Annotated in this window: 13 protein-coding genes; all 13 read left to right on the plus strand. The window is 70.5% G+C overall.

From position 1 onward, the window contains the following. The first annotated feature begins 34 nt into the window (after positions 1–34). From ACWCQ6_RS08100 to ACWCQ6_RS08160, 13 genes are read left to right on the plus strand one after another with little or no spacing between them, the layout of a single operon-like run. On the plus strand, positions 35–1,828 hold the full coding sequence (locus ACWCQ6_RS08100) for a nickel-dependent hydrogenase large subunit (RefSeq protein ID WP_451086638.1): 1,794 nt from the start codon (positions 35–37) through the stop codon (positions 1,826–1,828). Further along, a complete protein-coding gene (locus tag ACWCQ6_RS08105; protein WP_451086640.1) occupies positions 1,828–2,769 on the plus strand; it encodes a NifU family protein in 942 nt (313 codons plus the stop codon). Before ACWCQ6_RS08100 ends, ACWCQ6_RS08105 begins: the two co-directional genes overlap by 1 nt. Continuing rightward, the gene (locus tag ACWCQ6_RS08110; RefSeq protein ID WP_451086642.1) at positions 2,766–3,419 is read left to right on the plus strand and encodes a DUF5947 family protein; all 654 of its coding nucleotides are present in this window, start codon (positions 2,766–2,768) and stop codon (positions 3,417–3,419) included. The genes ACWCQ6_RS08105 and ACWCQ6_RS08110 overlap by 4 nt, the downstream gene beginning before the upstream one ends. Further along, positions 3,416–4,057 carry a DUF6084 family protein gene (locus ACWCQ6_RS08115; protein ID WP_451086644.1) on the plus strand — a complete coding sequence of 214 codons (642 nt, stop codon included), beginning with the start codon at positions 3,416–3,418 and terminating at the stop codon, positions 4,055–4,057. Before ACWCQ6_RS08110 ends, ACWCQ6_RS08115 begins: the two co-directional genes overlap by 4 nt. After that, positions 4,054–5,457, plus strand: coding sequence for a hypothetical protein (locus tag ACWCQ6_RS08120; RefSeq protein WP_451086646.1), 1,404 nt, complete (start codon positions 4,054–4,056; stop codon positions 5,455–5,457). Before ACWCQ6_RS08115 ends, ACWCQ6_RS08120 begins: the two co-directional genes overlap by 4 nt. Next, positions 5,454–5,573 carry a DUF6893 family small protein gene (locus ACWCQ6_RS08125; RefSeq protein ID WP_451086648.1) on the plus strand — a complete coding sequence of 40 codons (120 nt, stop codon included), beginning with the start codon at positions 5,454–5,456 and terminating at the stop codon, positions 5,571–5,573. The genes ACWCQ6_RS08120 and ACWCQ6_RS08125 overlap by 4 nt, the downstream gene beginning before the upstream one ends. A 35-nt stretch (positions 5,574–5,608) precedes the next feature. Then, complete coding sequence (locus ACWCQ6_RS08130) at positions 5,609–5,791, plus strand: hypothetical protein (protein WP_451086650.1); 183 nt, start codon at positions 5,609–5,611, stop codon at positions 5,789–5,791. Beyond that, positions 5,788–6,318 carry a hydrogenase maturation protease gene (locus ACWCQ6_RS08135; protein ID WP_451086652.1) on the plus strand — a complete coding sequence of 177 codons (531 nt, stop codon included), beginning with the start codon at positions 5,788–5,790 and terminating at the stop codon, positions 6,316–6,318. Before ACWCQ6_RS08130 ends, ACWCQ6_RS08135 begins: the two co-directional genes overlap by 4 nt. Before the next feature lie 2 nt (positions 6,319–6,320). Further along, positions 6,321–8,873, plus strand: coding sequence for a carbamoyltransferase HypF (hypF, locus tag ACWCQ6_RS08140; RefSeq protein WP_451086654.1), 2,553 nt, complete (start codon positions 6,321–6,323; stop codon positions 8,871–8,873). Between the two features lie 57 nt (positions 8,874–8,930). Continuing rightward, the gene (locus tag ACWCQ6_RS08145; protein ID WP_451086656.1) at positions 8,931–9,227 is read left to right on the plus strand and encodes a HypC/HybG/HupF family hydrogenase formation chaperone; all 297 of its coding nucleotides are present in this window, start codon (positions 8,931–8,933) and stop codon (positions 9,225–9,227) included. Next, positions 9,224–10,327 (plus strand): hydrogenase formation protein HypD, encoded by a 1,104-nt coding sequence (hypD, locus tag ACWCQ6_RS08150; protein ID WP_451086658.1) that lies wholly within the window; start codon positions 9,224–9,226, stop codon positions 10,325–10,327. Before ACWCQ6_RS08145 ends, hypD begins: the two co-directional genes overlap by 4 nt. Before the next feature lie 17 nt (positions 10,328–10,344). Beyond that, positions 10,345–11,424 (plus strand): hydrogenase expression/formation protein HypE, encoded by a 1,080-nt coding sequence (gene hypE, locus ACWCQ6_RS08155; protein WP_451086798.1) that lies wholly within the window; start codon positions 10,345–10,347, stop codon positions 11,422–11,424. Next, positions 11,425–12,174: a DUF6390 family protein gene (locus ACWCQ6_RS08160; protein ID WP_451086659.1), complete on the plus strand. Its 750-nt coding sequence runs from the start codon at positions 11,425–11,427 to the stop codon at positions 12,172–12,174. The last annotated feature ends 110 nt before the right edge of the window (positions 12,175–12,284 follow it).

The following is a 12,284-nucleotide window of genomic DNA, read 5'->3' on the forward strand; positions in this document are numbered from 1 at the left end:
CATCACCGCAACGGACAGAAAGAAGAGGCGGCCAATGACCGCGACGCAGCACAAAGGTGCCGGAGGCGGCCAGGGCAAGAACGACCTGGTCGAAATGGCGTGGGATCCCATTACCCGGATCGTCGGCAGTCTGGGTATCTACACGAAGATCGACTTCAAGCAGAAGGTGGTCGCCGAGTGCCACAGCACCAGCTCCATCTTCCGCGGCTATTCAATCTTCATGAAGGGAAAGGACCCGCGGGACGCGCACTTCATCACGAGTCGCATCTGCGGAATCTGCGGTGACAACCACGCCACATGTTCCTGCTACACGCAGAACATGGCGTACGGAGTGAAGCCGCCGCACCTCGGCGAATGGATCGTCAATCTCGGCGAGGCCGCGGAGTACATGTTCGACCACAACATCTTCCAGGAGAACCTGGTCGGGGTCGACTACTGCGAGAAGATGGTCGCGGAGACCAACCCCGGGGTGCTGGAACAGGCCAACCGCACCCCCTCCCCGCACGCCGACGCGCACGGGTACCGGACGATCGGCGACATCATGCGGTCGCTGAACCCGTTCACCGGCGAGTTCTACCGCGAGGCGCTTCAGGTCAGCCGGATGACCCGGGAGATGTTCTGCCTGATGGAGGGCCGGCACGTCCACCCCTCCACGCTCTATCCCGGCGGGGTCGGCACCGTGGCGACCGTACAGCTGATGACGGACTACATCACCCGCCTCCAGCGGTACATCGAGTTCATGAAGAAGGTCGTGCCGATGCACGACGACCTCTTCGACTTCTTCTACGAAGCCCTGCCGGGGTACGAGCAGGTCGGCAACCGCCGTATCCTGCTGGGCTGCTGGGGCTCCTTCCAGGACCCGGAGCACTGCAACTTCGAGTACAAGGACATGACCGACTGGGGCCGGAAGATGTACGTCACCCCCGGTATCGTCGTCGACGGGAAGCTGGTCACCACCGACCTGGTGGAGATCAACCTCGGCATCCGGATCCTGCTCGGTTCGTCGTACTACAACGACTGGGACGAGCAGGAGACCTTCGTCTCCCACGACCCGCTCGGCAATCCGGTCGACCGGCGCCACCCGTGGAACCAGCACACCAACCCGCAGCCGCAGAAGCGGGACCTGGACGGCAAGTACAGCTGGGTCATGTCACCCCGGTGGTTCGACGGCAAGGACTACCTGGCGCTCGACACGGGCGGCGGTCCGCTCGCGCGGCTGTGGACCACCGCGCTGGCCGGTCTGGTCGACATCGGCTATGTCCAGGCCACCGGCCACAGCGTGAAGATCAACCTCCCCAAGACCGCCCTCAAGGGGCCGGTGGAGCTGGAGTGGCACGTCCCGAAGTGGAGCAACACCATCGAGCGCAACCGGGCTCGCACCTACTTCCAGGCCTACGCGGCCGCCTGCGCGCTTCACTTCGCGGAGCAGGCGCTCGCGGAGATCCGCTCCGGGAACACCAAGACCTGGGAGAAGTTCGAGGTGCCCGAGGAGGGCGTGGGCTGCGGGTTCTCCGAGGCGGTCCGCGGTGTCCTCTCCCACCACATGGTGATCCGGGACGGCAAGATCGCCAACTACCACCCGTACCCGCCGACTCCGTGGAACGCCAGCCCCCGCGACACCTACGGCACGCCCGGCCCGTACGAGGACGCCGTGCAGGGCCAGCCGATCTTCGAGGAGAACGACCGGGAACACTTCAAGGGCATCGACATCATGCGCACGGTGCGCAGTTTCGACCCCTGTCTGCCCTGCGGTGTGCACATGTACCTCGGCGAGGGCAAGAAGCTGGAACTCCTGCACTCCCCCACCCAGTCCGCGGGCAGTGAGTGATGGCGCGGGAGGAGTCCCGGACCACTCCCGACTGGCGGACGACCGGTGAACGCATCGACACCCTGATCGCCGCCAGCGGCTCGGGCGGCGCGATCGCCCGCGAACGCAGCGAGGAACTGGTCCGGCTCGTCGCCGACTTCTACGGTGCCGGGCTGGCACGGCTGCTCGACCTCGTGCACGAGCAGGGACGGCTGGACGACGACGTCCTGGCCGCGCTGGCCGACGACGAGCTGGTGGCCGGCGTCCTGCTGGTGCACGGGCTGCATCCGTACGGCGTGGAGACCCGGGTCGAGCGGGCACTGGAGAGCGTACGACCGTATCTGGGGTCGCACGGCGGTGATGTGGAGCTGCTCGCCGTCACCGACGAAGGCACTGTCCGGTTGAGGCTGCTGGGCAGTTGTGACGGCTGCCCGTCGTCCTCGGTCACACTCAAGCTGGCCGTACAGGGTGCTGTGGAGGCGGCGGCGCCGGAGATCACCTCGATCGAGGTCGAGACCCCGGCCGACGAGGACTCCGGGGCGGCTGGGCCGCTGGTACCGGTGGACTCGCTGTTCGCCCGGCTGCACGCGGATTCCGGGACGGCCGGCGACGGCGCGTCGTGGGAGGTCGTGCCGGAGCTGTCGGGGCTGGAGTCCGGTGCCGTGGCCCGGGTCGGTGTCGGGATGATGCGGGTGGTGGCCTGCCGGGTGGGCACGGACCTCTTCGCCTTCGAGGACCGGTGCGCGCGCTGCGAGCGGCCGTTCGAGGGTGCCACGCTGGCGCGGCGGCTGGGCGGTCGCTCCGGGGACGCGATCCTGCGTTGTGCCGGGTGCCATGCCCACTACGACGTGCGGCGGGCCGGGGCCTGCCTCGACGGGGACGGTGTGCACCTGGCACCGCTGCCCCTGCTGTCGGACGGTGCGGCGGTCTCGGTGTCGGTCCCCACGGCGGTGGCGCCGTGATCGCCGCCGGACGTTCCGCCTCGCCGGCCGCCACCCTGCTGCGGCTCACGCGCAACCGGCCGCGGCCGCCCGCCGGTGAGCGCTGCGAGATGTGCGCGGAACCCATCGGCGAGCGCCACCCCCATGTGGTGAACCTCGACAGCCGTGCCCTGATGTGCTGCTGCCGGGCCTGCTATCTGCTGTTCACCGACGAGAACGCGGAGCTGCGCTACCGGGCGGTCCCCGAGCGCTATCTGCACTTCGCCGGGCTGACCGTGGACGGGCGTGTCTGGGACGAGTTGCAGATTCCCGTGGGGCTCGCCTTCCTGTTCCGCAACTCCGTCCAGGACCGGATGGTCGCGTTCTACCCCGGGCCCGCCGGGGCCACCGAGTCGGAACTGCCGCTGGACGCCTGGGCGTCCGTCGTCGAGTCGAGCCCGGAGCTCGCCGTGCTGCGTCCGGACGTGGAGGCGCTGCTGATCCGGCGTACGGCAACGAGCGAGGGTTCGTGCCATCTGGTGCCGATCGACGCCTGTTACGAGCTGGTGGGGCAACTGCGCTCGCTGTGGCACGGGTTCGACGGTGGCTCCGAGGTCCGTGCCGCAATGGACGGCTTCTTCGCGCGGGTGGCGGACCGAAGCCGGCCCGCCGCGGGGATCGGGGCGCCGTGAACGGCTTCGCGTTCTCCGTGCTGGATGTCGTCGCCGAACCGTACGCGGCCGCTCCGCAGCTGACCGCGCGGCTGCGGATCGAGGAGCGGACGGGCCGGCGGATCCACGCCATCGCGCTGCACTGCCAGGTCCGCATCGAGCCGCAGCGGCGCCACTACGACGAGGCCGAACAGAGCGGCCTGGTAGCGCTGTTCGGCGGCCGGGACCGTTGGACGGACACCCTGAAGCCGTTCCAGTGGATGAGCTGCGACACCACCGTGCAGGGGTTCAGCGGTGCGACCGAGGTCGATCTCGCCCTGCCCTGCACCTACGACTTCGACGTGATCGGTTCCCGCTATCTGCACGCCCTGGGCGAGGGTTCGGTGCCTCTCGCCCTGATGTTCTCCGGCACGGTCTTCACCCGCGGCGCCAAGGGCTTCGGGGTCGAGCAGGTGCCGTGGGACTGCGAGGCCCGGCACCCGATGCCGGTCGAGGTGTGGCGACGCATGATGGCGGCGCACTACCCGAACACCGGGTGGATCCGGCTGGACCACGAGGTGCTGGCCCGCTTCGCGGACTTCCGGGCCCGGCGCGGGCTGATCAGCTGGGACGAGACGGTCCAGGCCCTGCTGGCCGAGCACGACGAGGTGGTCCTGTGAGTCTTGACCAGGTGCGTTCGATCGCCGACGCCGTCCTGTACGAGGGGTACCTCCTGTACCCGTACCGGGCGAGCTCGCACAAGAACAGGTCGCGCTGGCAATTCGGCGTCCTCGGTCCGCCGCACGCCGCGGCGGCGAGTTTTGGCGAGGAACCGGAGATGGAGATGCAGTGCCTGCTGGCACCGCACGACGGGCCGGGCGCCGTAACCGTGCACCTGCGCTTCCTCCAGCTCCAGGTCCGCGAGGTGCGGAGCACCGGCGAGGACGGGGCGGAGGTACCGGTCGAGCAGCTCGTCGTCGACGGGGTGCCGGTGATGTCCTGGGACGAGGCCGTCGAGCGTGAAGTCGTCCTGACCGCCCTGCCGTTGGGGGAGGTGACGGACGCCGTCCACGAGGTCCCGGGCGGCGAGGACACCGAGCCGGTGGCCGACGAGCGGGGCGCTGTGGTGGGCCGGATCGTCCGACGGCGGCTGCCGTTGGCGGTCCGGGTCCGCGTGCGGGCCGTCGTCGACGACGGATACGTGCGGCTCTCGGTGGCGGTGCGCAACGAGCATCCGGAGCCCGCGGCCACCAAGGACGCCGCGATCCGGTCCTCGCTGATCGGCGCGCATCTGCTGCTGCGGGCGCACGACGCCGAGTTCGTCTCGCTGCTCGAACCGCCCGCCGGGGCGGCGGCGGCCGCCGGCCGTTGCCGCCAGCGCAGGTGCTGGCCCGTGCTGGCCGGACCCGTGGGGACGACGGACACCCTGCTCGGTGCGCCGATCATCCTGTACGACTACCCGGAGGTATCCGAGCAGAGCCCCGGCGCCCTGTTCGACTCGACCGAGATCGACGAGATCCTGACCCTCCGCGTGATGACCATGACGGAGGAGGAGAAGGCAGAGGCCAGGGCCACCGACCCCCGGGCCCGGGAGATCATCGACCGGTGCGACGGCATGTCGCCCGCCGACCTCCAGCGGCTGCACGGCCTGTTGCGCGACCCGCACCCGCCGCGGCCCGCGGCTCCCGCGGGCCCGGCGGCCGACCTCCGGGACGTGGGGTCCGCCGCCTTCGACACCGCGGGCGCCCCCTGGTGGGACCCGGCGGCCGACGCCTCGGTACGGCCCGGGAGCGACTCGGTCGTGATCGACGGGGTCCGGGTGACCAGTGGCAGCCTGGTCCGCGTACACCCCTCCCGGCGGGCAGACGCGCAGGATCTGTTCTTCGCCGGCCAGGTGGCCCGGGTGACCGCGGTTCTCTCGGACGTGGACGGTGGCACGCACATCGCCCTGGTCCTCGTCGACGACCCCGCGTCGGACCTGCACGACTGGTACGGCCGCTACTTCTACTTCGCCCCCGATGAGCTGACACCCCTGAGCGTCGAGGAGACGGCGCAGCACCGAGAGGAGAACCGATCGTGAAGACCCTGGGCATCATCACCGCCGGAGCGGCCGTGGCCGTGGCGGTCGTCGCTGTGACAGTCGGGATCAAGTCGATCCCCGACATCCGCCGCTACCTGCGCATTCGTTCGATGTGACTCCCGATCCGAGTGAAGTGAGCAGGGAGCACACCGTGGTGGACACACCGGAGAAGAACAGCGGCGTCGAGGAGGAGCCGCAGGTGAAACGGGGCCCGAAGGGAGCCCGCAGCGCCGGGTCGGACCGGGCGTCGGGCACCTCGGTCGGACGCTCCGGCACCTCCGTACAGCCGGAGCGAACTCAGGACCGGTCCGGGGGGCGGCTGAGCCGAGGATGAAGAAGGAACCTGACACGGCCGCCCGGGTGCTGGTCGCGGGCATCGGCAATCTGTTTCTCGGCGACGACGGCTTCGGCCCGGAGGTGGTGCGCCGGCTGGCCCGCGACGGCGGATTGCCCCCGCAGGTCCGGGTGGTGGACTACGGCATCCGCGGCATGCATCTCGCGTACGACCTGCTCGACGGGTACGACGCGCTGATTCTGGTCGACGCCTGTCCGGGGGGCGGCGCCCCCGGGGAGATGACGGTGCTCCGTATCGGTGTGGAGGACCTCGGTTCGGGTGAATTCGACGCGCATGGCATGAATCCGGTTGCTGTCCTGGCAAATCTGGACCAATTGGGCGGTACGCTTCCGCTGACCTACCTCGTCGGCTGCACACCCGCCGGAGTGGAGGAGGGCATCGGGCTCAGCGAAGCCGTCGACAGTGCGGTGCCCGAGGCGATGCAGGCAGTGCACACCCTGGTCGGGCAGCTCGTGCCGTCCGTCCCGACCGCGTCCGTGAACAGCACCGAACCCCGGAGAACCTGATCATGTGCCTAGGCATTCCTGGCCGCGTCGTGGAGATCGTGGACGGGTATGCGGGCCAGCTGGCTCTGGTGGACGTGGAGGGCGCCAGGCGCCGCGTCAACATCGGCATGCTCGACGAGGCGCCCGGTCGCGACGAATGGGTGCTTCTCCACATGGGCTTCGCCGTCGAGCTCATCGACCGGGCGAAGGCCCAGGAGGCCCTGTCGGGGCTGGAGATGATGGGCCGCGGCCGGGAGCAGCGGGTCCGGCGCAGATTCGAGGTGCGCGGCGTCGTGCAGGGTGTGGGCTTCCGGCCCTTCGTCTATGTCACCGCCTCGGAGCTGCTGCTCACGGGCTCGGTGACGAACACCGGCGACGGGGTGCTCGCCGAGGTCGAGGGAACGGCCGGGGCCGTGGAGGAGTTCGGCCGCCGTCTGCGCTCCGACGCCCCACCGCTCGCGGTCGTCGAGGACGTACGTACGAGCGAACAGCCGGCCCGCGGCGGTACGGGCTTCACCATCGAGCGGTCCAGCGCGTCCGACCGGGCCAGGACGCTTGTCTCGCCCGACATCGCCACCTGCCGGGAGTGCCTGGAGGAACTGGGCGATCCGTCGAACCGGCGCTACCGCCACCCGTTCATCACGTGCACGCACTGCGGCCCCCGGTTCACGATCGTCACCGGCCTTCCGTACGACCGGGCCGCCACCACGATGGCGGACTTCGAGATGTGCGGGGCCTGCCGGGCCGAGTACGAGGACCCGCGCGACCGGCGCTTCCACGCCCAGCCGATCGCCTGTCCCGACTGCGGACCACGGCTCGAACTCGTCGGCAAGGAGGGCGTGGTCCCGTCGCACGACGGGGACGCGCTGCGGACCGCGCGGAAGCTTCTCGCCGAGGGCGGGATCATCGCGGTCAAGGGCCTCGGCGGCTACCACCTGGTGTGCGACGCCCGCGACGGCGCAGCCGTGGCGGAGCTGCGCCGGCGCAAGCAGCGCGGTGGCAAACCGTTCGCGGTGATGGTGCCGAGCCTCGATACCGCGCGTGAGCTGGTGACTCTCACGGCGGACGAGGAGGAGCTCCTGCGCGGTGGGCGCCGGCCGATCGTCCTCCTCCCCCGTCGCGCTGCCCGGCCCGGGGCGGGGGTTTCCGACGCCGTGGCACCCGGCAGCCCCCACCTCGGACTGCTGCTGCCGTACACCCCGTTGCACGTCCTGCTCTTCGGGATCGGTGACGACCCGCCGGGCCCGGACGCGCTCGTGATGACGTCGGCCAATCTGTCGGGTGAGCCGATCGTCAGCGACGACGGCGAGGCGCTGACCGTCCTTGCACCGCTGGTCGATGCCTGGCTGCGGCACGACCGGCGCATCCACGTGCCGTGCGACGACTCGGTCAGCCGCTGGGCCGCCGGTGCCGAGCTGCCGCTGCGCCGCTCACGCGGATACGCCCCGCTGCCGATCGCGCTGCCCTTCGACGTGCCCCCGACGCTCGCCGTGGGCGCCGACCTGAAGAACACCTGTGGGCTGGCCGAGGGCCGCTACGCCTGGCTGAGCCAGCACATCGGCGACATGGACGACCTGTCCACGGTCGACGCCCTGACCCGGACCGAGAAGCATCTGGAGGACCTCACCGGGGTGGCGCCCACCCGGCTGGTGGCCGACCGCCACCCCGGCTACCACTCCGGCGACTGGGCTCGCGCCCACGCGGCCGGACGGCCGGTCCTCACCGTGCAGCACCACCACGCGCACATCGCGTCGGTGATGGCGGAGCACGGCCTGGGCGCGGACGAGCGCGTGATCGGCATCGCCTTCGACGGCACCGGCCACGGCGCCGACGGGGCGGCCTGGGGCGGCGAGGTCCTGGTGGCCGGCTACGCGTCGTTCAGCAGGGCCGCGCACCTGGGTTGTGTACCGCTGGCCGGGGGCGACGCGAGTGTGCTGCGACCGTACCGGATGGCCCTCGCACATCTGCACGCGGCCGGCATCCCCTGGGACGACGACATGCCCGCGGTCCGCGCCTGCCCGCCCGCCGAACGCGATGTGCTGGCCCATCAGTTCGCAACCGGATTCGGCTGCGTGCCCACGTCGGGCATGGGCCGGCTCTTCGACGCGGTCGCGTCCCTGGCCGGCGTCCGGCACGTGGTGGCGTACGAGGCCGAAGCGGCCATGGAACTGGAAGGGCTGGCCCGTACCGCGGCAGCCGGGCCCGCGGTACCGCAGGGCGGCTACCGGTTCGGGATCCGGCCCGGGGGGAGGGAGGAACCCGCCGTCGCGGATCCGGGCCCGGTCGTGCGGGCCGTGGTTTCCGACGTGCGGGACGGCGTTCCGGCCGGGCTGATCGCCGCGCGCTTCCACACCGCCGTCGCCGCTCTGGCCGCCCGCCTGGCGGACCTCTGCCGCACGCGCACCGGCCTGTCCACCGTGGCGCTGGGCGGCGGCGTCTTCCAGAACGCCGTACTGCTGGAGGCGACGCAACGCGGCCTGGCCGAGCGAGGTTTCACCGTCCTGCGGCCGCGCCTGCTTCCCCCGAACGACGGCGGGATCGCCCTCGGCCAGATCGTCATCGCCGCATCGGGCTGACGCCGCCGCACGACCGTACCGCCGTACCTCAACAGGGATCCACAGAGGAGAGGGACCATGTGTCTGGCTGTTCCGGGGCGTGTCCTCAGTACCGCCGAAGTCGACGGCACCGTGATGGCCGAGGTCGATTTCGGCGGGGTGCACAAGGAGGTGTGCCTCCAGTACATCCCCGATGTGACCGTCGGTGAATACGTCATCGTGCACGTCGGATTCGCCATCCAGCGTCTCGACGAACGGTCGGCCCTGGACACCCTCGCCGACTTCGAACGGCTCGGCATCCTGGCCGAGGAGTTCGGAGACGGCTTCGAACGCGCAGCCCAGCAGGGTGCATCTCCCGAAGGAGCCGGCCGGTGAAGTACCTGGACGAGTTCAGTGACCCCGATGTCGCGAAGAAACTGATCGACCGGATCCACGCGGCCACCACGCAGAAGTGGGCGCTGATGGAGGTCTGCGGCGGCCAGACCCACTCGATCATCCGGCACGGCATCGATCAACTGCTGCCGGACGGTGTGGAGATGATCCACGGACCGGGATGTCCCGTCTGCGTCACCCCGCTGGAGACCATCGACCGGGCGCTGGCGATCGCCGCCCGCCCCGGCGTCATCTTCTGCTCGTTCGGTGACATGCTGCGTGTGCCCGGCAGCAGCCAGGACCTGTTCTCCGTCAAGAGCGCCGGCGGCGACGTACGCGTGGTGTACTCGCCCCTCGACGCGCTGAAGATCGCCCGGGAGAACCCTGACCGCGAAGTCGTCTTCTTCGGGATCGGGTTCGAGACCACCGCCCCCGCGAACGCCATGACGGTGTACCAGGCCCAGCGGCTCGGGGTGCGGAACTTCTCCCTGCTGGTGTCCCATGTGCTGGTGCCGCCCGCGATCGCCGCGATCATGGAGTCCTCGACCTGCCGGGTGCAGGCGTTCCTCGCCGCAGGCCACGTGTGCAGTGTGATGGGGACGGCCGAGTACCCGCCGCTGGCCCGGAGGTACAAGGTGCCGATCGTGGTCACCGGCTTCGAGCCGCTGGACATCCTCGAAGGGATCCGCCGGACCGTCGTCCAGCTGGAGGCGGGCCGGCACGAGGTGGAGAACGCCTACCCCAGGGCCGTGCGCGAGGAGGGCAATGTGCCCGCCATGGCGATGCTCGCCGATGTCTTCGAGGTGACCGACCGGACCTGGCGCGGCATCGGGGCGATTCCCCGCAGCGGCTGGCGCCTCTCCGAGAAGTACAGGGCGTTCGACGCGGAGCAGCGGTTCGACGTGACGGACATCCGCACTGCCGAGTCGTCGCTCTGCCGCTCGGGCGAGGTCCTCCAGGGGCTGATCAAGCCGCACCTGTGCGAGGCGTTCGGCAAGGAGTGCACGCCGCGGAACCCCCTCGGCGCGACCATGGTGTCGTCCGAGGGCGCGTGCGCCGCGTACTACACCCACCGCCGCCTGGAACTGGTCGATGCGAAGTGACTGACGCGATGTACGACATGACCGACGTGGCCGACGATGTGCCCGACCTCGACTTCGAAGGGTGGACCTGTCCGGTTCCGCTGCGGGACATCCCGTCCGTCGTCATGGGCCACGGGGGTGGCGGCGCGATGTCCGGTGAGCTGATCGAGCACCTGTTCCTGCCCGCGTACGGTGCCGCGGCCGCCGCCGACCTCGGTGACTCTGCCGTCCTGACGGTCGGCTCCGGCACCCGCCTCGCCTTCTCCACGGACTCGTTCGTGGTGAAGCCGATGTTCTTCCCCGGCGGGTCGATCGGTGATCTGGCGGTGAACGGCACGGTCAACGACCTGGCCATGTCGGGTGCGACGCCCCTGTTCCTGTCCACCGCCTTCATCCTCGCGGAGGGCACCGCGCTGAGCGACCTCGGCCGGATCGCGCAGGCCGTGGGCCGGGCCGCCGAGGATGCCGGGGTACGCCTGGTCACCGGCGACACGAAGGTCGTGGAGCACGGCAGTGGTGACGGGGTCTACCTCAACACCTCGGGCATCGGCGTGATCCCTCCAGGTGTCGACATCCACGCGCGCCGGGCGCTCCCCGGCGACGCCGTGCTCGTCAGCGGCGACATCGGCGTGCACGGTGTGGCCGTGATGAGCTGCCGGGAGGGCCTCGAGTTCGGTACGCAGGTGGAGAGCGACACCGCCGCGCTGCACGGACTGGTCGCCGCGATGCTCGCCACCGGCAGCGACCTCCATGTGCTCCGGGACCCCACGCGTGGAGGCGTCTCGGCCTCGCTGAACGAGATCGCCCGCGCCTCGGACGTGGGCATCGAACTGGTGGAGCGGCTGCTTCCCGTACCGCCCACGGTGCGCGACGCCTGCAGCCTGCTCGGGCTCGACCCGCTCCAAGTGGCCAACGAAGGAAAACTGATCGCGATCGTCCCGGCCGAGGACGCGGACCGGGTGCTGGCCGCCATGCAGGCCCATCCCCTGGGCCGGTCCGCCTGCCGGATCGGCAGCTGCGTTCCGGATCACACCGGGATGGTCGTGGCGAAGACGGGGCTGGGCGGGAGCCGGGTGATCGGGCTGCCGATCGGCGAACAACTACCGAGGATCTGCTGAGTGAGTGCCGAGGGCGCGCTGCTGTTCGCGCGATACGCCTACCCGCCCAACGAGCTCGGCTACTGCGGCCCCGCCGACGCGGCGGCCCTCCTGCGCCGTGACGCGACCGTCGACATCGAGCGGCGTGCCCGGCAGTTCGAGGGGGCCTGGTGCTATCTCCAGTTCCTCGCGGAGACGGCCGGGCTGGCGGACCCGCTCGACGTGCGGGTGGTGGAGGCGTACTGGATCGGCAACGAACTGCTGGACCGGGCCGATCCCGCCGCTCTGGTGGAGCGCATGACGGACCGGTTCCGGGGGCAGCTCGGCGGCACCTGGCGCGACGCCGGGCGGCGCGCCCTGGCCCATCACAGCTTCCAGGTGTTCGAGGTGTATCCGTGGGCCCCGATGCTGCGGTCGGTGGGCCATCCGACCGCCCTGTCCGTACTCGACCAGTGCCGCGTCCGTACAGGAGTGGTCGTGGCCGCCGACAGAGACATCGCGACCGTGCGGTCACGCCCGCTGTGCTGGGACGGCACGGGGCTGACCGACGGCGCGTGGCGGGAGGAGACCGTACGCTGCTCGGCCGGTGGACTGACACTGCTCGACGGGCTCTGTGCGGGCGACCGGGTGGCGCTGCACTGGGACTGGGTGTGCGATGTGATCACCGACGAACAGGCCCGACGCATCGAATTCCTTGAGGAGCGCCGACGCACCGACTTGGGTCTCTCGTCCTGCGAACCGAGTACCGGCATGCACGGCACGCCGGACTGACGCCCGACGGCCCCGTCGATTCCTGAGGCACCTGGTCGGGGGAGGTCTCCGGAGACGCCGGACACCATGACGGTCCCCTGACGGGTGTGGGCCCCAACCGCCCGCGGGTC

The organism is Streptomyces sp. NPDC001880, from assembly GCF_053594575.1.